At 44.9% G+C, this 20,447-nt stretch carries 22 protein-coding genes and 2 riboswitches; all 22 genes read right to left on the reverse strand.

Annotated features, from left to right (window positions below):
• Window positions 1-137: 137 nt before the first annotated feature.
• Window positions 138-1,499, reverse strand: a complete 1,362-nt coding sequence (locus TY16_RS12820) for a bifunctional metallophosphatase/5'-nucleotidase (protein ID WP_043932310.1) — start codon at window positions 1,497-1,499, stop codon at window positions 138-140.
• 241 nt (window positions 1,500-1,740) lie between these two features.
• Entirely contained in the window at window positions 1,741-2,076 is a 336-nt protein-coding gene (locus TY16_RS26905) for a DUF6157 family protein (protein WP_081773135.1), read from the reverse strand.
• Window positions 2,077-2,257: 181 nt separating this feature from the next.
• Window positions 2,258-3,076, reverse strand: a complete 819-nt coding sequence (locus tag TY16_RS12825; protein ID WP_043932311.1) for a sulfite exporter TauE/SafE family protein — start codon at window positions 3,074-3,076, stop codon at window positions 2,258-2,260.
• Between the two features lie 403 nt (window positions 3,077-3,479).
• The gene (locus TY16_RS12830; protein ID WP_043932312.1) at window positions 3,480-4,325 is read right to left on the reverse strand and encodes a DUF72 domain-containing protein; all 846 of its coding nucleotides are present in this window, start codon (window positions 4,323-4,325) and stop codon (window positions 3,480-3,482) included.
• A 262-nt stretch (window positions 4,326-4,587) separates the two neighbouring features.
• Window positions 4,588-5,985, reverse strand: a complete 1,398-nt coding sequence (gene sufB / locus TY16_RS12835) for a Fe-S cluster assembly protein SufB (protein WP_043934700.1) — start codon at window positions 5,983-5,985, stop codon at window positions 4,588-4,590.
• A 168-nt stretch (window positions 5,986-6,153) separates the two neighbouring features.
• Entirely contained in the window at window positions 6,154-6,594 is a 441-nt protein-coding gene (gene sufU / locus TY16_RS12840) for a Fe-S cluster assembly sulfur transfer protein SufU (RefSeq protein ID WP_043932313.1), read from the reverse strand.
• The gene (locus tag TY16_RS12845; protein ID WP_442853216.1) at window positions 6,584-7,816 is read right to left on the reverse strand and encodes a cysteine desulfurase; all 1,233 of its coding nucleotides are present in this window, start codon (window positions 7,814-7,816) and stop codon (window positions 6,584-6,586) included. The genes sufU and TY16_RS12845 overlap by 11 nt, the downstream gene beginning before the upstream one ends.
• On the reverse strand, window positions 7,813-9,117 hold the full coding sequence (sufD, locus tag TY16_RS12850; RefSeq protein WP_043932314.1) for a Fe-S cluster assembly protein SufD: 1,305 nt from the start codon (window positions 9,115-9,117) through the stop codon (window positions 7,813-7,815). The genes TY16_RS12845 and sufD overlap by 4 nt, the downstream gene beginning before the upstream one ends.
• Before the next feature lie 19 nt (window positions 9,118-9,136).
• Entirely contained in the window at window positions 9,137-9,922 is a 786-nt protein-coding gene (sufC, locus tag TY16_RS12855) for a Fe-S cluster assembly ATPase SufC (protein WP_043932315.1), read from the reverse strand.
• Between the two features lie 493 nt (window positions 9,923-10,415).
• On the reverse strand, window positions 10,416-10,601 hold the full coding sequence (locus TY16_RS12860; RefSeq protein ID WP_043932316.1) for a hypothetical protein: 186 nt from the start codon (window positions 10,599-10,601) through the stop codon (window positions 10,416-10,418).
• Between the two features lie 607 nt (window positions 10,602-11,208).
• On the reverse strand, window positions 11,209-11,580 hold the full coding sequence (locus tag TY16_RS12870) for a carboxymuconolactone decarboxylase family protein (RefSeq protein ID WP_043932318.1): 372 nt from the start codon (window positions 11,578-11,580) through the stop codon (window positions 11,209-11,211).
• A gap of 348 nt (window positions 11,581-11,928) precedes the next feature.
• Window positions 11,929-12,765, reverse strand: coding sequence for a MetQ/NlpA family ABC transporter substrate-binding protein (locus TY16_RS12875; RefSeq protein WP_043932319.1), 837 nt, complete (start codon window positions 12,763-12,765; stop codon window positions 11,929-11,931).
• 66 nt (window positions 12,766-12,831) lie between these two features.
• Complete coding sequence (locus tag TY16_RS12880; protein WP_043932320.1) at window positions 12,832-13,500, reverse strand: methionine ABC transporter permease; 669 nt, start codon at window positions 13,498-13,500, stop codon at window positions 12,832-12,834.
• Window positions 13,493-14,518 carry a methionine ABC transporter ATP-binding protein gene (locus tag TY16_RS12885; RefSeq protein ID WP_043932321.1) on the reverse strand — a complete coding sequence of 342 codons (1,026 nt, stop codon included), beginning with the start codon at window positions 14,516-14,518 and terminating at the stop codon, window positions 13,493-13,495. Before TY16_RS12885 ends, TY16_RS12880 begins: the two co-directional genes overlap by 8 nt.
• Before the next feature lie 146 nt (window positions 14,519-14,664).
• Window positions 14,665-14,779, reverse strand: a riboswitch (SAM riboswitch).
• A 142-nt stretch (window positions 14,780-14,921) separates the two neighbouring features.
• A riboswitch (SAM riboswitch) is annotated at window positions 14,922-15,022 on the reverse strand.
• A 90-nt stretch (window positions 15,023-15,112) separates the two neighbouring features.
• Window positions 15,113-15,433, reverse strand: a complete 321-nt coding sequence (locus tag TY16_RS12890; RefSeq protein ID WP_043932322.1) for an SCP2 sterol-binding domain-containing protein — start codon at window positions 15,431-15,433, stop codon at window positions 15,113-15,115.
• A gap of 173 nt (window positions 15,434-15,606) precedes the next feature.
• The gene (locus TY16_RS12895) at window positions 15,607-16,878 is read right to left on the reverse strand and encodes an MFS transporter (protein ID WP_043932323.1); all 1,272 of its coding nucleotides are present in this window, start codon (window positions 16,876-16,878) and stop codon (window positions 15,607-15,609) included.
• Between the two features lie 242 nt (window positions 16,879-17,120).
• The gene (locus TY16_RS12900; RefSeq protein ID WP_043932324.1) at window positions 17,121-17,432 is read right to left on the reverse strand and encodes a thioredoxin family protein; all 312 of its coding nucleotides are present in this window, start codon (window positions 17,430-17,432) and stop codon (window positions 17,121-17,123) included.
• On the reverse strand, window positions 17,429-17,797 hold the full coding sequence (locus TY16_RS12905) for a toprim domain-containing protein (RefSeq protein ID WP_043932325.1): 369 nt from the start codon (window positions 17,795-17,797) through the stop codon (window positions 17,429-17,431). Before TY16_RS12905 ends, TY16_RS12900 begins: the two co-directional genes overlap by 4 nt.
• A 155-nt stretch (window positions 17,798-17,952) precedes the next feature.
• On the reverse strand, window positions 17,953-18,192 hold the full coding sequence (locus TY16_RS12910; protein WP_043934702.1) for a YusG family protein: 240 nt from the start codon (window positions 18,190-18,192) through the stop codon (window positions 17,953-17,955).
• A gap of 762 nt (window positions 18,193-18,954) precedes the next feature.
• Window positions 18,955-19,335 (reverse strand): glycine cleavage system protein GcvH, encoded by a 381-nt coding sequence (gene gcvH, locus TY16_RS12915; RefSeq protein WP_043932326.1) that lies wholly within the window; start codon window positions 19,333-19,335, stop codon window positions 18,955-18,957.
• An 81-nt stretch (window positions 19,336-19,416) separates the two neighbouring features.
• On the reverse strand, window positions 19,417-19,773 hold the full coding sequence (locus TY16_RS12920) for an arsenate reductase family protein (protein ID WP_043932327.1): 357 nt from the start codon (window positions 19,771-19,773) through the stop codon (window positions 19,417-19,419).
• Window positions 19,774-19,933: 160 nt separating this feature from the next.
• Complete coding sequence (locus TY16_RS25240) at window positions 19,934-20,356, reverse strand: VanZ family protein (protein ID WP_052342710.1); 423 nt, start codon at window positions 20,354-20,356, stop codon at window positions 19,934-19,936.
• Window positions 20,357-20,447 lie beyond the last annotated feature (91 nt).

Raw genomic sequence — 20,447 nt, forward strand, 5'->3', positions numbered from 1 at the left:
CCCTATACCATATGCGGGTATTGGAAAAGAATGAACTTGTCCGGGGCCTGGAACCTGATGGTTGAAAATACCAGTACTGAGCTATTGACTGCAAAAAAGTCTCTCATCGCAACAACATTGTATTTTTTCATGGGAAGTTATTCACTTTCTAGCCGGTTCAGCTTCCACTCCATTACATCGCGGAGAAATTCAGGCATAAAGTATTTCTTCTCCTTTGCACGGATGATTTCCGGAAACAGTCTTCCAAACGTATACATATCAGGGATGGCAACAGAATAATTTTGCTCTGCATTGATTCGCCTTCCGTTCACGAGGAAATCAAGCCCCTCGTCTGCCACTTCGATATTAGTGTACACGAATCTTCCCATGACGGTCCCCCGGAAGCCGAGTCCCATAACCTGAAGATGGTGAAGGTCTTCATCGAGCGTCATCCGCAGAACTTCCTTAAGTTCGTTACCATTCAAGGTAACGAGACACGGGTTGATTGGATGCGGGCAGATGGATAGAAGGTCGAACTTGGTTACAGTTCCTTGAAGCGAACCAAGAATCAGCCCCGCATTTAAAAACGCGCATTCGGCTCCGCACCATTCGCGAAGTGCTTCACATAAAAGCTGTGGCAGGTCAGATTCTTCAAAGAAGTCCGCCGTTAGCTCGCCCTCAAGTTCAGCGGCTTGTTCCTGAAGCAGGGTTTTTCCAGTTTCGTAAAGTTTGGTTGATACTTCTACCTCCCAGGGCTCCCGGGAAACCTGTCCGATTGGATACAGGAGAGCTTTTTTGGTTACCGGCCGATGATTGTCTACCTCAAGGATAACATGTCCGGCAAAATTTCCATGTTTCCCGGCGGCTGCCAATAGAGTCCCATTCACTATTTTTCCATTTTGAAGAATGTGGTGGGTATGGCCCCCGAGGATAACATCGATCTCTGGAAACAACTCTGCAATCCGTTCATCATCGTGAATGCCAAGGTGGGAAAGCAGGACGATAATATCAGCCTGATCCCTCACAAGCTCAATCTGTTTTTTAAGCTCCTCAAGCGGATCGCTAATCTCCCAGCCGAGCATTTTGTAGAACAACTGGAAATAAGCGGTCAGGCCGATTGCCGCCATCCGGGTTCCTTCCGCTGTTGTATACAGTTTATAAGGCTCTGCCCACTCAGGGCGGGAACCGTCCTTGTTGTAAAGATTTGCAATGAGGACGTCAAAGTTCTTTTTGAGAAAAAGAGAATCCAGCCCTTCATGGGACAGGGTAATCCCCTCGTTATTGCCGATTGTCGCCGCGGTATAGCCAGTTTCATTCAGCAGCAATGTATTGCCTTTTCCCATCGTTCCATCCGTATAGGGATGCCAGCGGTCAACATGGTCGCCAATGTCAAAAACAAAGACTGGATCGCCTTGTTCCTGATGGTGTTTGACCCGGTCGCGAATAATGCGGCTAATTTTCGGCCAGTGCTCAAAATGGCTATGCAAATCATTGGTATGATAAATATGTATTGTTTCCATGGTGATCGCTTCCTTTTTCCCACTTCGGCTTAAGCAGCCGTTAAATCGGATTATCCATCAAGAGGATACCCCTCTAATGGTTGGACAGTTTACTTCCTTTTGTGCACCACTATACTGGCACTGAAAAGCCTTCTCTGTTACCTTTTCAAGCTCGGACGACACTGTTCGGGCTGATGGGCCTTCTCTGTTACCTTTTTGAACGCATTCCTTTCAAGACCTTGACGTTTTCGTCTGACAAAAATTACTGATATTCCTTGGAGGATGAATCATAAATGGCAACAAGCCCCTCTTCATTATAATGGATGCTCCAGCCATAAGATTTTACAAGCGGTGAAGCCCTGAAACACGCCCTTGATTTGTTGAAAAATTGCTCGCGGAGCTCTTTAAGGTTTGAGCTGTTTTCCAGGTTATTTTTAATTACATACGTTTTGAATTGTACTTCTTCCTGAGTAAATTCATATGGTCTAGACGAAATAAGTTTGTACTCAATTGATGCATTTGTTGCTTTCTCGTTCCTTGGTACAGGAATGACCGCTTCCTCAAGCCCGCAATCATCGGATTTTACGATAAAGTGAATCTTCCATCAGTGGGGGTTTTCCTCATCCCCCACTGATGGTTAGATGAACCAATCGGACCTTTACGTGCAGTTGATCCCCCCACCTATCTTCTTCAAGTCTTCGGAATCTTGAGGTGGGGGTCTTACTGCCCGTTAAGAGTGGGATAAAAGTATTCCGATAGCACACTGCTTTACCCCTCTCTTATCCTGCTATGCCTTGAAAAATTAACCGAACTCCAATAATGATTAAGACAATACGCAAAACAAGCACTATGGTTCTGCTCTTTAGCCTTTGATTCAAGTATACCCCAATCCTGGCACCGATCCACGCACCCGGTACGAGCAGGGCTGCGTATAGCCAGTCGATGTTTCCAAGTGATATATGCGTGACTGAGCTGACAATCGAAGATAGAAAAATCATGAACATGGAGGTTGCTACAGCCACATGCGGCGGAAAGTTAAAAAAGATAATCATTGCCGGCACCATTAGTGAGCCGCCGCCAACTCCGAATATCCCGGAAATAAAGCCAATTATGAGTGAGATTGCTACACCGGATATAGGATTGAAGCCATACTCATACAAATTCCCGGATGGATCGGTAAATGTCCGGACGTACCCTTTCTCTCTATTAAAGGGCAGCGGCTTAATCTTATTGCGAATTACCATTACAAGTGAAACAAATAAAATAAATGTACCGAAATAGATATTGAAAGCTTGTACATCTAGCAATTTTACGAGATAGGCACCAGCAATACCGCCTGGAGCACTCCCAATTAGAAATAGGAGCCCGCTTTTATAATCAATTGTTTTGTGTTTAATGTAGCCAATTGTTGAGGACATCCCGGTAAAAATCATTGTAAAAAGTGACGTACCGACCGCGGCCTGAGGGGAAACATCCGTAAAGCCGAGTGTCCCGATAAAAAGCAGTGCAGGGACGACGATAATGCCGCCGCCAAGTCCAATCAGTGATCCGAGCGCGCTTGCGGCTAGCCCGATCAAGATTATTAACAGCCATTCCATTGGCCTAACTCCCTTAGCCCAGCCATTCTATTTTTGATTTCAACGAAAAATACTTAGATAGCTAGTTGCGTTTCTTCTTAAAAATATTTTTAGATAACTAGTTAACGTTTGCATTGAACACATGTTTCATTTGTAACCAGCACTTATTCGGCTTAGGATTACACATTTGCTTAGTAACGCGCAATTCATTGGAAACGTTTTGCCCAGCTTTAGAACTTGAAATGATTCCAATACAGATCATTGGGTACATTTTGCCTCGCTGTAAAGGGTGAAATAGTTCCAATACGGTTCATTAGGTACATTTTGCCTTGCTTAAAGAGGTGAAATGGTTCCAATACCGCTTATTGGGGACATTTCGTCGTGCTGCAAAGGGTGAAATAGTTCCAATGCTGTTTCAATATTTTCAAAATAAATCCAGCTGCCTTGGTGCAAGAAAATCATACTCAATACCGAGAATCTCCATCATTTCCTTTGCATTCCCTGCAGCGTCACCGCCCGAATTGTTATTGAACAAGACATATATATCCTTGCTTTTTTCTTGCAGCTGCTGGAGAAACTCTGCCCACTCGGTGAGTTCCTGTTGATTGTACTTATACAAATAGCGAACTTCGCGCCAATTTTTCGCATTTTTCTTCTGCCAGCCGTGCACATTTCTGCCGTGAAAACGGACAAGTGTTTTTGATGAATCTGTCGCTTCAAGGACGATAGGGATTGACCCGCTGCCTGACTGAGGCTCATCGCAGACTGAATGAATCCACTTTTGTTCTGTTAAAAATTGAAGCGTCCCTTCGCGAAATTCGGGCTCGTACCAGGATTGATGCCTAAACTCGATTGCGCATGGAGTATCCTCCATTTGTTCCTTGCAAAACCGCAAATACTCAACATTTTCCTTTTTGCAATCGAACCATGGCGGAAACTGAAACAGCGCCATCGCCAGTTTGTTGCGTTTCATGTAAGGCTCAAGCGAATCCTTGAACGCTGTGAACATTTCTTCTTCCGATTCAAATGGCGTGTCACCACGCTGATGCCCTGTCATGCCTTGATAAGCTTTGACGATGAACTTGAATGACTCCGGTGTCTGATCAACCCACCTCTCCGCGTTCTTTTTAGGCTGAATCGCATAAAAAGCCGCATCCACTTCAACGATTGGAAAGTGGGCAGCGTATTCACTTAACTTCTCCCTGGCAGGTATCCCCGGCCTATATAAGCTATCATGGTCACCCCAGCCTGTTACCCCAATATAGATCATACTATCCCTCCAGTCACATCATAGCACAAACGTCCCAAATTTCTCTTGTAGATGTTTTCCCCGGCGTGGGGAAAGTAAACTAGAAACCGTTTAGTGTCCATTCCTGCTTCCCCGCCTCAGTTCGGGTACATAAATGCGATTCACTTTTAGTCCCCGATATAACATAAACCATAGAACAATCCTCTAATCAGCAAACTTAAGTCGTTCCCTATACACAAAAAACCCGGCCAGGGAGTCCCAGCCAGGTTCAGATACACTACTATTAACCGATCGATCCTTCCATCTCGAACTTGATCAAGCGATTCATTTCAACGGCATATTCCATTGGAAGTTCCTTTGTGAATGGCTCGATGAAGCCCATGACGATCATTTCGGTTGCTTCTTGTTCGGAAACACCGCGGCTCATCAGGTAGAAGAGCTGCTCCTCGGAAACCTTTGAAACCTTCGCTTCGTGCTCGAGCGAAATGTTGTCGTTCAAGATTTCGTTGTAAGGAATTGTATCCGAAGTCGATTTATTATCCATAATCAACGTGTCACACTCGATGTTTGAGCGGGCGCCATCTGCTTTGCGGCCAAAGTGGACGATACCGCGGTAGGTTACCTTCCCGCCATGCTTCGAGATTGACTTGGACACGATTGTTGAAGATGTGTTCGGTGCAAGGTGAATCATTTTTGCACCTGCATCCTGGTGCTGGCCTTTACCTGCCATTGCAATCGACAGTGTTAAGCCGCGCGCGCCTTCACCCTTCAGGATAACTGCAGGGTATTTCATTGTAAGCTTGGAACCGATGTTGCCGTCAATCCATTCCATAGTAGCATTCGCCTCACAAACCGCACGCTTTGTAACGAGGTTGTAGACGTTGTTTGCCCAGTTCTGGATTGTTGTATAGCGGCAATACGCATCTTTCTTGATAATGATTTCAACGACCGCACTATGAAGTGAATTCGTTGTGTAGACAGGTGCGGTACAGCCCTCAACATAATGGACAGAAGCCCCTTCATCAACAATAATCAAAGTACGTTCAAACTGTCCCATATTTTCAGAGTTGATGCGGAAGTACGCTTGAAGTGGAGTGTCCACTTTCACGCCTGGAGGAACATAAATGAATGAACCGCCGGACCAAACTGCAGAGTTAAGCGCTGCAAATTTGTTGTCTGTTGGAGGGATGACTGTTGCCCAGTGCTTGCGGAAAATATCTTCATTTTCCTTCAGCGCCGAGTCAGTATCCTTAAAGACGATTCCCAACTTTTCAAGATCTTCCTGCATATTGTGGTAAACAACTTCTGATTCATACTGCGCAGATACACCAGCAAGGTACTTTTGCTCAGCTTCTGGAATACCTAATTTATCAAAGGTTGCTTTGATTTCTTCAGGTACCTCATCCCAGGACCGCTCAGTTTTTTCGGAAGGCTTGACATAATACGTGATTTCATCGAAATTCAATGTATTCAGGTCGCCGCCCCACTGAGGCATTGGTCTCGCATAGAATTGCTCGAGCGATTTCAGGCGGAAATCGAGCATCCATTGCGGCTCTTCTTTCATTTTCGAGATTTCCTCAACGATCTCGCGCGTCAGGCCGCGCTTAGACCGGAAGATGGAAACGTCACGGTCTGCAAAGCCATATTTGTAATCGCCGATTTCTGGCGCTTTTTTAGCCATCTCCATATTCCTCCATTCATAGGCGCCAGGCAGTTTTTGAAAATTTACCAATATAGCATGAGGCAATTTCTCAAAATTTTGCTGCCGTTTTAGCCCAATGTAGTAAAGCCTCGTAAAACAAGCTTTATTCTGAAAACCGGAAAGGGCCAATCAGCCCTCAAGCGGAACCTACTCTTTCTTTTGATCCCCTAGACCCTTCTCCATAGCCTTCCATGCAAGCGTGGCACATTTAATCCGAGCCGGGAACTTCGAAACGCCCGAGAGCGCCTCAATGTCGCCAAGATCAATCGAATCATCATAATCCTTGCCTTGCATCATATCGGAAAAAATGGTTGAAAGCTTTAGGGCATCTTCAATTGGCTTCCCTTTGATCGCCTGTGTCATCATTGAAGCAGAAGACATTGAGATTGAGCAGCCTTCCCCTTCAAATTTCGATTCGGTCACAATACCGTCTTCAACGTTCATTGTAAGCTGGATCCGGTCGCCGCATGTTGGGTTGTTCATATTGACCGTCAGGCTTCCATCTTCAATTACCCCTTTATTGCGAGGGTTCTTGTAGTGGTCCATGATGACCCGGCGGTATAACTGATCCAAGTTATTAGAAGACATCGCTGAAATACTCCTTTGTTTTGACAAGGCCTTCAACAAGCCTGTCAATATCTTCTTCGGTGTTATAAAGGTACATACTTGCCCTTGCAGTCGCGCTTGCCTTTAGCCACCTCATCAGTACCTGGGCACAATGATGGCCTGCCCTGACAGCAATGCCTTCGGCGTCAAGAACTGTTGCGACATCATGCGGATGGACATCTTCAATGTTAAAGGTGACAATCCCTGTCCGCTTGGAGATATCGGATGGACCATAAATCGTAATGCCTTCGATTTCAGACATTTTATCCAAGGCGTAGGCTCCGAGCTTGCGGTCATGGGCATCGATGTTCTCAAGTCCCACTTCCTGCAAAAAGTCAATCGCGGCTCCTAGACCAATCGCGCCTGCAATGATTGGTGTGCCAGCCTCGAACTTCCATGGAAGCTCTTTCCAGGTTGACTCGTAATCATGGACAAAATCAATCATTTCGCCGCCGAATTCTATCGGCTCCATATTTTCCAAAAGATGCTTTTTACCGTACAATACCCCAATTCCGGTCGGTCCGCACATTTTATGGGCAGAAAAAGCGAAGAAATCGCAATCTAAATCCTGGACATCCACTTTCAGGTGTGGGGCGCTTTGTGCGCCATCAACGACCATAATTGCACCATTTTCATGAGCAATCTTCGCGATTTCCTTAACTGGGTTTACAACACCAAGCACGTTCGAGATATGCATGATCGAGACGATTTTCGTATTCGATGTCACAGTATTTCGGACATCTTCAAGCGAAATCGTGCCGTCCTCCTGGAGAGGTAAATATTTCAGTGTGGCGCCGGTCCTTTTTGCGGCCTGCTGCCACGGAATGATATTGCTGTGGTGCTCCATTGGGGAAATGACAATTTCGTCTCCCTCGCCAAGGTTCGCCGTCGCATAGCTGTGGGCGACAGTATTCAAGCCAGTCGTCGTCCCGCGTGTAAAAATAACTTCCTGTATTGACTTTGCATTAATAAATTTTCGAACCTTCTCGCGCGCGCCTTCATACGCATCGGTCGCTCTTGTCCCGAGCGTATGGACACCACGGTGAACATTGGAATTATACTCGCGATAGTAGGTGTTAAGCGCCTCGATGACCTGTACAGGCTTTTGTGAAGTGGCGCCGCTGTCAAGGTAGACAAGTGGACGGCCATTCACTTCCTGGTTCAGAATCGGAAACAGCTCGCGCAATTCGGCTGAATTAATCATCTTACTTTCCTCTCAATCACTTCGGACAGCTGCTTTTTAACACCCTCGATAGCGAGAGAATCAACAACCGGAGCGAGGAAGCCATGAATGATTAAGCGCTCAGCCTCAGTCTTGGAAATCCCGCGGCTCATCAAATAATAAAGTTGCAGCGGGTCAACACGGCCAACAGATGCTGCGTGGCCGGCCACGACATCGTCTTCATCAATCAACAGAATCGGATTCGCATCTCCGCGAGCTTTTTCACTCAGCATCAATACGCGGGATTCCTGCTGGGCATTCGATTTAGACGCGCCATGTTCAATCTTGCCGATACCATTGAAGATTGAAGAAGCACTATCCTTCATAACGCCATGCTTCAGGATGAAGCCTTCAGTATTTTTACCAAAATGAACTACTTTGGACGTGAAGTTCTGGATTTGTTCCCCACGGCCGACAACGACTGTTTTCAGGTGGCTTTGTGAGCCATCGCCGATTAAGTTTGTTACATTATCGGAAATTGTATTGCCATCATTCATTAAGCCAAGTGCCCATTCAAGGTGGGCATCACGGCCGGTAATTCCTCTGCGGTTCACATAGGTTGTAATTCCTTTTGCAAGATTATCAACCGCGCCGTAGCGAACCCGGACATTCGTGCCAAGGATAACTTCGCTGACGATATTGAATACACCATTGCCTTCAACTGTTGAAATATAGTTTTCAACATAAGTGACTGAGCTGTTATCATCAGCAGCGATGATCACATGGTTGAACAAGCTCAATTTCTCGTCATCATGAATATAAACAGCCTGGATAGGTTCAGCAATCTCAACGTTTTTTGGAACGTAGAGGAAAGCACCGCCGTTCATAAGTGCAGCATGAAGGGCAGTCAGGCGATGTTCATCTACCTGGACAGCCTGGTTCATGAAATACTTGCGCAACAAGTCGCCATGTTCCCTGGCCGCTGTCAAAATATCCGTAAAGATTACACCTTGATCCTTCAATTCCTGTGAAAGGGAAAGGAATGCTGGCGTATTATTGCGCTGGACATATAGATTCTTTTGCCCTTCGGCATCAACAAGGGATTTAACCTCTTCAGGCAATTCCGCAAGCGTTGCATATGGAGCACTTTCTACAGTCAAATAATCGAACTTTGTAAAGTTCCACTTATCTATTTTAGTTTTATCAGGCCGCGGCATTGAAAGCTCTTCCGCACGAGCCAGCGCTTTGACGCGCAGCTCGGTCAGCCATTCTGGCTCAGCCTTCCCTTTTGAAAAAGAGCTGACGAACTCCTGGTCAAAAGGAAGTAAAGTTTCAATTGTCATGAAATAATCCCCCTAAGATTTAAGCTTCTTGCTCGACAGTTTCATCTTCAATGCCAAGCTCTTGCTTGATCCAGTCATAGCCTTCAGCTTCCAGGCGCTGCGCCAGTTCAGGGCCGCCAGACTTAACGATGCGGCCTTGCATCATAACATGCACATGATCCGGAGTGATATAGTTTAGAAGGCGCTGATAGTGGGTAATAATCAGGCAGCCAAACTCCTCGCCGCGCATTTGATTGATTCCCTTTGAAACAACCTTAAGCGCGTCGATATCAAGACCGGAGTCGATCTCATCGAGGATCGCAATCTTAGGCTCGATCATCATAAGCTGCAGGATTTCATTGCGCTTCTTCTCACCGCCTGAGAAACCTTCATTCAGGTAACGCTGCGCCATATCCTGGTCCATTTCCAGAAAATCCATCTGTTTATCCATCTGGCGGATGAATTTCATCAAGGAGATTTCATTGCCTTCGCCTCTGCGGCTGTTGATTGCAGAGCGTAAAAAATCGGCATTTGTAACGCCGCTGATTTCGCTAGGATATTGCATGGCAAGGAACAGGCCTGCGCGAGCACGCTCGTCCACTTCCATTTCCAGAACGTCCTCACCATCAAAAGTGATTGAACCGCTCGTTACTTCATATTTTGGGTGGCCCATAATAGCCGAGGAAAGAGTCGATTTCCCAGTACCGTTCGGTCCCATAATCGCGTGAATTTCCCCGCCTTTTACTTCAAGGTTTACCCCTTTAAGAATTTCTTTGCCGTCAATCGCGACGTGCAGGTCTTTGATCGTTAAAGTTGATCCGGCCATTTCCATACCTCCGCAGAAAGTTAGAAGCCTTCCATTTTGCCATAAAGGCTGCAGGCTTCCATTCTCATTTTATTCTCATTACAATCTTATAACAAATTTAATTGGTTAGCAACCCTTTAAACCGATTGAAAAAGGTGCCAACCATTTTCAATGAACTATACTCCAGTGAGAATAAGCCGCGCCTACTTCTCAAGCTATTTTCCCCCTGCCTTAGAGGGTTCATGTATCATACGTACTTACAATAGCTTAAAAAAAGCCGAAATGCCAGTGAAAAGGTCCACTGGCATCCCGGCTTTCTTCCTATTATATACAGTTTCATCCAAGGGGAAAATTCTTCGATAAAGTGAAACTTCAATCAGTGGGGGGTTCTTCATCCCCCACTGATTGTTAGTTGAACCAATCGGGCTTTTACGGGCTGTTATCCCCCCCACCTACACTTCATCGGTTTCCCGGCATTAGGTGGGGGGCTTACAGCCCGTTAATGCGGGAAAAACTAAAACACTTTCCGTTCCAGATCAGCAACAATCCTCCGGCTCTTCACATACTCTTCCTCGCGGCGCTGCTCAACTTCCATCCTCGTTTCATGCTTAAGATTATACTCCTCATAGCCAACCCCATGAGACTGCTGCATCGCTTTTTCCATCTCCGACGTATACTTCAAATCAAGTTTATTATCCAATTTACTCTTCCTTTCTGAGTGTGTCTCGCTGTTTTTTTGCAAAAATTGGCCGACAACCACCGTTCGGTTCAGTCATACAGCCCATCTTTGCTCCGAATTTTGCGGCATTGTTCTTCCTCACCAGGTTAAGCTGCTGACATACGGAATAACCACCGCACCTTTTTTGTTTACCCTTACTGAAAAGGAATTAACGGCATTCGGGAAATGCAATGGTGGAAAATGATTCCAACAGCTAATCCTTTCAGGTTTAAGAGGATCATTTCTCATTATCCAAGAGTTGGCGTGGGCTTTGCTGGATTAATTGTTGTATTTGAAGTGGTGATTAATCCACGAAGTTCTGTTTGCTGGATTAATATATGGGATAAGAAGGAGTTTAATCCACAAAATGCTGTTTACTGGATTAATTCGCGCCGCTGCCGAGGAGATAAATCCACCAAATGCGTTTTACTGGATTAATCCATGGTGCTGGTTAGAAGATTAATCCACGAAACGCGGTATACACCAAAAGCAGCACCATTTCGGAGTAGCCAGCACTCAATTCAAACCCCTTTTGAGGTGCGATTTCACATAAAAAAGGTGGCCACTATCTATAGGCCACCTTCCATTTTTATTGTTTTAATTGATTCAATTCATCCATCGCTTCCTGAACAAGAGTTACCCCCTGGCTCATGGCGGCTCCTCCGCCAAAAGCTGCAGTGACTCCCACAGCCTCCAGAATCTCTTGTTCAGATGCTCCCTGGTCGAGGCAGCCTTTCAGGTGATAAATGATACAATACTCATCCTGCGAATTGAGCGCAACACCCAATGCAATTAACTGTTTCTGCTTTTGGGAAAGAGCCCCCTCCTTAAAGCATGCTTCCGTAAAAGCATTATAATGGCGGGCAATATCCGGCATTTTTTGCGTAAACAAACCTAGGCCAGCTTTGTAATCATATAACGCTGCTTCTGTTGAATTTTGCGGTTCATGAAAATGTTCCATTTATTCCACTCCTCACGTTTGTCATCACAAAGATTAGTATGCAATAACCAAAGGGAGAGTATTCGCTTGAAACAATACCTGGGCCTGAATTCCCGGTACAAATAGATAGTCGAGTTGCTGAAATTCTGCCTAAACCATGGGTTCGTATTTTGAATAAGGACAGATTTTTAAAGAATCAGGACAGTTTTTTCGATTTACAAGACAATTCCCGAAGAATACAGGACATTTCCCGTACGATACAAGACAGATTTTTAATTTTTCGGGACACACCAAGTAACCGAGACTCCATCCACATAATCCTTCGAACAAAAAAACAGGCCCCCAACCGGGAGCCTGCCGCTAAATCAATTATTCGGTTTTTACTGGTACGACAGAACCGCCGTATTCCTTCAGGATCCAATCCTGGATTTCTTTTGAACGAAGGACTTCCACTAGAGTTTTGATTTCCTCTTTATTTTCATCGCCTTTTTTGACTGCGATGATGTTTACGTATGGAGAGTCAGATTCTTCGATTGCAATAGAATCTTTTACTGGGTTTAAGCCAGCATCAAGAGCATAGTTGGAATTGATTAGGACAGCATCGCCTTCACCGTTGTTGTAGATTTGCGGAAGTAATGCCGCTTCGTATTTGGCATCAAAATTTAGGTTCTTAGGGTTTTCAACAATGTCTTTTGCAGTTGCAGTAGTTTTGTCAATACCCTCTTTTAATTTAATAAGGCCTTTTGCTTCAAGCATTGTCAGGATACGGCCATGGTCAGCTACAGAAGAGCTTACAATGATATGCGCGCCCTCAGGCAATTCTTCAAGGCTCTTATATTTCTTAGAGTACACGCCAATCGGCTCGATATGGATGCCGCCTGCATTTTCAAACTCATAACCGTTTTCCGCAATTTGAGACTCGAAGTAAGGAATGTGCTGGAAATAGTTTGCATCCAGGTCGCCAGAATCAAGAGATTTATTTGGCAGGATGTAGTCAGTGAAAGTTTCGATTTCTAGCTCAATGCCTTTTTCCTCAAGAAGCGGCTTTGCCTGTTCGAGAATTTCAGCATGTGGAACGTTTGATGCACCAACAACTAGTTCCTTCTTTTCTTCCTTGCTGCCGCTAGCTTTATCCTCAGAGCTTCCGCAAGCCGCCAGCGCCAATGTCAGTGCTAATGTTAAAAGTAAGCCAAACCATTTTTTCATTTGTTTCCTCTCCTTTTATATGGGTGAAAGTTTTTTTATGAACCGGCCACAATATGGCCGAAGGAATCATCTCTTATCAAGCTTTTTAGTAAATGTGTCTCCAATAATCTGAATGATAAAAACAATAATTAAGATGACAATTGTTGCAACGAGAGTCACATCCGGCCTTGAGCGCTGGAAGCCTTCAAGATAGGCAAGGTTTCCAAGACCCCCTGCACCAATCGCCCCAGCCATTGCCGTATAACTGACAAGTGCAATTGCTGTAACTGTGATACCAGATACAAGTGCCGGCATCGATTCAGGGAGCAGTACCTTCCAGATAATCGTCCAGGTCGAAGCGCCCATGGATCTAGCGGCTTCAATTACACCTTTATCAATTTCACGGAGTCCGATTTCAACCATCCTTGCATAAAACGGCGCCGATCCAATAATCAAAGCTGGTAATGCCGCTTCCTCACCAATCATTGAGCCAACCAGCCAAATCGTAAATGGAATCAGCAGTACTATCAGAATGATGAAGGGGATGGAACGGAACACGTTAACAAAAGCAGCGATAATTTTATTTATAAAAGCATTTTCCCAAAGGTTTCCTTTGCCTGTCAGGAAAAGCAGCAATCCAAGAATAATTCCAAGAATAAAGGTAATGACAACCGAAATGCTTGTCATATAAAGCGTTTCAATTGTTGCCTCCCAGATGTCTTCCCAGTCGACGTTCGGAAAAAGTTCCTCAAGCATTCGCAATCACCTCCACGCCAATCTGCTGGGATTGAATATACTCAAGCGCCTTTCCGATTTCCTCATCCGTGCCATCAAGATGGACGAACAAAGTCCCATATGAGCCACTCTGGGTTTTAGAAATTTTCCCTTGAAGGATATTGATTGTAACACCGTATTGCCTGATCAAGTTGGTGATCAATGGCTGCTCGGTCGATTCTCCTACGAAAGTTAGCTGGATCACTTGCCCGGAATGATATTGCTCCAGGAGATGCTCAATTGTCTCCTTTGTCTCCTCCGGCTCAGTGACCTGCTGGACAAATCGTTTCGTAATTGGCTGTTGAGGATTTCTAAATACATCAAGTACTCGGCCAAGTTCAACAATTTTGCCGCTTTCCATAACAGCAACCCGATGGCAAATTTTCCTGATAACATGCATTTCGTGTGTAATCAGAACAATTGTCAGCCCAAGACGCTTGTTAATATCGACCAACAGATCCAGGATTGAATCGGTCGTTTGCGGATCAAGTGCCGAGGTCGCTTCATCACAGAGCAGCACCTTCGGATTATTGGCAAGTGCCCTGGCAATGCCAACACGCTGTTTCTGTCCTCCGGAGAGCTGTGAAGGATAAGCATTCTCCCTTCCCTCTAGGCCAACCAGTTTAATCAGTTCATCAACCCGTTTTTTTCGGGCAGCCCCTGATACACCGGCAATTTCTAGCGGGAATGCAATGTTTTCCCGGACAGTTCGTGACCAGAGCAGGTTGAAGTGCTGAAAAATCATTGCGATTTCCATGCGGGCCTTCCGGAGCTCTTTTCCCTTTATCTTTGAGATCTCTCGTTCATCGATTGTTATGGTACCCTCTGTTGGTGTTTCCAGCCTGTTCAGCATTCGAATTAATGTACTTTTTCCGGCGCCGCTGTAGCCTATCACACCAAAGATTTCGCCTTCCTTTATTTCAAGATTCACATCTTCAACAGCTTTGAGCGCTCCCTGCTTCGAAGGGAACAGCTTGCTGACATTTTTTATCGAAATCATCCTATCACCCTCTTTACTCCCATTTACTTACCCGTCAATCTCGACTCTATACTTTTCTATCGTTTGAAAGTTTTACTTTAATATTCTTAGGAATAGAAAATGCCTTTCTGCACGCGGGCAGAAAGGCATAGTCAAATATATCCTTTCTCCCATCTCCCAAAGCAAACGCTTTGCGTGAATTGGCACCATTTCATCTGGATACTATCCAGTGACGGTTGCCGGGCTTCATCGGGCACTTCCCTCCACCTCTCTTGATAAGAGCAACATTTATTATTCAGTTAATTATGTGTGCAATCGTAACATGGTTAAAAAATCATGTCAATAAAGAGCTTTTGGAAATTTTTTAATGTGAAAATTGTTTTTCTAAAAAATAAAAATCCACTCCAAGAAGAGGGGATGTCTCTCCTTATCTCTGCAGAGCATACGCCCTGCTGGAATTAGCACCGTGTATAAACCGGTTGCCGGGCTTCATAGGGCCAGTCCCTCCACCTCTCTGGATAAGCAATATTAATTTTTTTAAAATATCGAGCTAGGGTTTGAACTTATTTTATCTTACACTTTTTTTCACGTCAATCATTTATTTTAATTTTATTATTATTTCGATAAAAGAAATATCGACTCGAGCAAAAGCACCGTCCGAAAAGAGCCTTTTACAATTAAAAAACCTTGAGCTGCCATCACCCGCAAGCCCGTTTTTCCATAAAGTAACTCTTTAAGAGCTTCTGGCGATCCTTTAACGATTATAAAATCAGCTTCAGCTTTGGGAAGTTCGCGCGAAAGGTGCGCAGATTGCCCGGAAATTTCCAGAAACCATTCCCCCAAATCCACAATCAAAGGCCGCTTGGACCTAAATAGTCCTGCTATATGCTTCTTTTGATTATAGCTTTCAGTGAATCTCTGCAGTTCGGCAATCATATCGTATCCCTCCCCCTACTACATTCCATACCTCCGGTAAAATATCCTTTACATTTCGTTCGACAACTTTCTCAACTCTTCGAAAATTAACAGGCCTTTTTAAATAATAGCTTTGAGAACAAAATATTTTTTTCGATAGCAAAAGACCTGCTGATGTCAGCAGGCCTAGCGGATTAACCAGTCTTTTGTGCGGCAAAAGACGGCTTCTTGATTTGATTTCTTCCAAACACCATAAGAAAGTATACGGAACCAATTAAGTAAAGAATGGCTGTGATGGAAAAGACATATGCATAACCCCAGTAGTTGCCATACTGGACGACAATCCCGGTCGAGACAGGCCCCATAAGCGCCCATCCAAGGTTGAAGACTGTCTGGTTGATTGAATTCGCAAGTCCCTTCATTCCATCGTCGACTTTCGACATGATTAGTGAACTTTGAATTGGGTTTCCTGCATTCATCAACGCCTGCCTGAATAAAAATCCGACCGCCGCAAGGAATAAATGTTCGGTGTAGGCAGTCAGTATTAAAAATGGCAATGATGACAATTGCAGGTACACAACCGCCCTGACCTCACCCACCCGCTTTACGACCTGGGGACCGATAAACATTGCAAACGCAGTTGCAGCCTGTCCAAGCGATATAATGAAACTAGTTGTTGAAGCGGATGCCGAGAACCTGCCGGCAAAATAAAGATTTAAATAAGGGATAACAAGCCCCGCTCCAAAACCAATCAGCATCTGGGAAAAGGCAAAGAGTGCGATGATTTTAAAACCAGATTTGCTAAAGCTGCTTTTTTTACCAGGAGAGCCTGCCGGCAATGGCGAAGCTTCTGTTCGTTTCATTGGCGCCTGGAACTTGAATGCTGGAATTACCCCGGTTATATAAATTCCAGCCCCAATCAATAAAGTCAGTCTAATGCTTGAAAGCTCTGGCATAAATAAACTGAAGAAATCAGTAAGCAAACCACCAAGCAGGTTTCCAATAACACTCGCGGCTGTCATTAACGCTGCCTGCAGGGCAAACAGGTTCACCCGCTCCGAAGGATCGGAGTTTTCAGCAAGCCAAGGAATTCCTGATACCTGAAGGAAGGCGCCCGCAAGCCCCGCGGCAAAGGCAAGGTAAACGAGGGTTGTCCCATCGGTCGCAACCGCCCTTGAAAAAAGGAGCAATCCAGATACAAAAATGCCTGCCAAAATTACACGTTTTCTCCCGAACCGGTCACCTATCATTCCTGCTGGAACAAGAATGATTGCCGTAGCGAGTGAGGCCATCGAAATAATCTGGCCATTCACTGCCTCCGTATAACCAAGCTCGCGGACATAAAAATTATAAATGACAATGAAAATACCCAGGCCAACCTGGGTAATCATATTAGCCGCCATGCTAAGACGGATATTCTTGTTATATGTACGGTACTGCACGGCCCACTGTCTGTAAAAAGCCATCCGTTTCTCCCCTTGCTGGCAGTTATTATTTCGCTTCCCTAAATATTCTAAACTGCCAGGAACTTTTTGTAAACAGCGGAACACGCTGGGAAAACAGAATTTTATTTCCTGGGATAATGTTCTCTTTGTATATTGTTATCTCTAGGTCTCTCCGCCACGTCTATTAGTTACTTTACGCGTTCTCCAGTGCATATAAAGTCACTTAGAAATAACACAAAAAGCAGATGCTGGAGAGCATCTGCTTATTTTATAACGGTATTGATTTTTTCCAGCAGGTAAGGGACAGATTGGAACGCGTAGATGGACTCGGCAACCTTGCCTTCTTTAACTAAGAAAAGACAAGGGACACTCATAATTTCATATGTCTCAGCAATGTCTGGGGCATAGTTCAGGTCTGTTTTGCCGATTTCCAGATCGGGGAATAGTGAAGAAACGACCTCAAGCATTCTTGAAGCTACCTGGCAGGTGCCGCACAAAGGTGTGTAAAAGTATGCCAAACCGGTTCCACCGCCTTCGAGAAAAGCAGCAAACTCGTCGCTTGTCCAGTTTTTCATGGTGCGGTGCGGCCTATGTCCAAAAATTCGGCATGAACATCAATATTGGCGCTAAGCAGTACCATCGCCAAGTGATGGTAAGGCGCGGTTGCGACCTCACGATAGGTTCGGTCAATATATAAATGCTCAGCCTCCGGGTACTCCCGCCGGAATTGGCGGCGGAGTTTCTCACCAGCCTCATCGGCATCGGCCAAAATAAACACTTCCCGGTCCCCGAATGAATCGATCATTTCATCAAGCTTCGAAAGCGATATTGTACCATTTGTACAAATCACTTCTACACGATCCTTGATAATGCTCATTACTTTCTTCTTATCCGATTTGCCCTCGACAATTAAAATCTTGTCTGCGTATTCTTCGCTCATTAACATCACCTGCAGGAAAGTTGTTAGTAATAGCTTATTCGTATTGTTTCGTTTTGTGTTGCCTCCTACCTTATTTTCACTATATCATGTTGCCTATTTTGCAAATAGAAATATGCCTAGTAGCCCTGGATTGCCTGGCAATTTCCTGAGCCTTTTCAACACCAGCCAAGCTGGTCGCAGTCTGTGTATTTTTCATCAGGGTCACTAAGCATGGTTACGTTCTGGTATATCCGCTGCTGAGCTACTTCGAAACGCTTGTCGAGTTCAAACTCCGCCATGCCATTTAAAGAAATCCGGCCGATTTCCTCGTTTTCCAGATACAGCTTTATTTCCCCATTATTTAGTTTTCCAACCACCCTGTCCGTAATATCGAGTTTCTGCTCCTGTAAAGCCAAAATAATCACCCTTTTTGTTTTTCCATTAGCTTGCCCGCTGTTCACGAAAGAATGGATGGGAATCTAAGGGCAAAGGCCCACTTTGAAAATTAGCTGAACGCGTGCCCATTTTGAATGACAGCTTCCTATCATCGAGGTCTGTCTTTCCCCTCTTGTTTCCACTTTACAGTCAGCGAGGTATAACCAATAGTATTGGCGACGTTTCAGCACCTGAAGCCATTTGAAATGTAACCAATAAGACCCATTGGTAACGTTTTGGCTTCTGAAAACATGCGAAATGTAACCAATAAAACCCATTGGTAACGTTTTGGCTTCTGAAAACATGCGCAATGTAACCAATAAGACTCATTGGTAACGTTTCGGCTTCTGAAAACATGCGAAATGTAACCAATAAGACCCATTGGGAACGTTTCAGCTTCTGAAAACATGCGAAATGTAACCAATAACGTATTGGCAACGGTTAGCTTCAGGAAATATACAAAATGTTTCCAATAAGATGAATTCAAGAACAAAAGCGCAAGCGCCTTGGTCATCGCCGTATAAACTGGAGGGACTTCGACTGAGATAAAGGAATCACGAAGAGCGCTAGCGATTCGATGATGACTTATCGTAGGAAGGAGACCTGAAGTTTGTGCACGCGTAGGCGCTTGAGCTAGACGTAGTTCCGCTCAGTAATAAAAGTTATCCACAGTTGCGAAATCTATAATTTCCTTAAACATAAGAAAAGGTGCCCCAAATTAACCTTGGGACACCCTTTATCATTTATTCATTGATCATTGCATCGTATTTTTCAGCGTCCATCAGCTTGTCGACTTCGCCAAGGTCGGTTGGCTCAACGACGACCATCCATGCTTTTTCGTATGGGGACTCGTTGACGAATTCAGGGCTGTCTGCCAGGTCTTCGTTTACTTCGACGACCTTGCCGCTGATTGGCGCGTATAGCTCGGAGACGGTCTTGACGGATTCGACGCTGCCGAATGGCTCGTCCGCTTTAAGTTCGTCGCCTACTTCAGGAAGCTCTACGAATACGATGTCACCCAGCTCGGACTGTGCGAAATGTGTGATACCGATGCGTACTTTTCCATCTTCAACCTTTACCCACTCATGTTCTTCTGAATACCGCAAATCCTTCGGTGTGCTCATTGCAATCCCTCCAAATGAATTCTTTATCTGTATCGACTTGAAAAATCGATAGGCCATTAACGCCGGTCTCCGGCAGAGGCTTTATAGCCAGGTTTCTTTATACTGGTCTTCCTTGAAGCCAACGGTCACTTTTTTGCCGTCGGTGAGGATTGGCCGCTTGATCAGCATGCCATCGGTTGAAAGAATCTCGAGCAGCTCGTCCTCAGAGGCTGTCTTCACCTTATCTTTCAGGCCGAGTTCCTTGTATTTTTGGCCAGTCACGTTAAAAAATCTCTTTAGCTCAAGTCCGCTTTTTTCGTGAAGCTCCTTTAAGGTCTCACGTGATGGCGGTTCCTCGGCAATATGTACTGCATCATAGGCCAGTCCATGCTCATCCAGCCATTTCTTTGCGTTCCGGCACGTTCCGCATTTCGGGTACCAGTAAAATGTCAATGCCACACTATTTCACCCCTATACCATATTCCCATGAAATCGTAACATAACTCAAGGGAAAATCATAATCATCACATTTACGTGAAGCGCACCATAAATAGTATTCGTCATTGTAACGGGAAATCCTGCCGTGTTACGGCTAATTCTAACAGATTTTTTGAGAGCCCTACATTTTTTGCTGCTTTGCTGAGCCTCGCTGGCCCATGCTTCCTTTTGGAAAAATAACGACTGTCAGCATTCCCGCAATAAAACCTGCAGCATCATATCCGATGTCCAATAGCCGGCCTGATCTTCCGGTGTAAAGCTGGAGAAACTCAGTAATGATGGCAAGTGCCAGGCAAAAGCGGACAGCTTGCCCACTTTTCATTTGGATTCGAGCTACCAGTAAAAGCATAAAAAACACGAGTATATGGCCAATTTTTTGCTGAATATAGCCGGAAGTGAAGGTTTCCGGCACATCAAATAACTGGATATAATCAGGGCCAGCGATGAAGTTAAAATGCACTCTACTTTCATTTATAAGGGCAGCTGGGTCTGAGACTAAAGTTAACATCAGGATAAAGGCAGCCCAGGCAAAACGAAACAACATATGGTTCTCCCCTTTCACCGCATAAGTATGGGCAAGCAGGAGAGATGGTAAACAGGCATAAAATGTTGACACATTTCTAAAAACAAAAAAA

The sequence above is a fragment of the Bacillus sp. EB01 genome (genome assembly GCF_000613125.1).
Taxonomy (GTDB): Bacteria; Bacillota; Bacilli; order Bacillales; family Cytobacillaceae; genus Bacillus_D.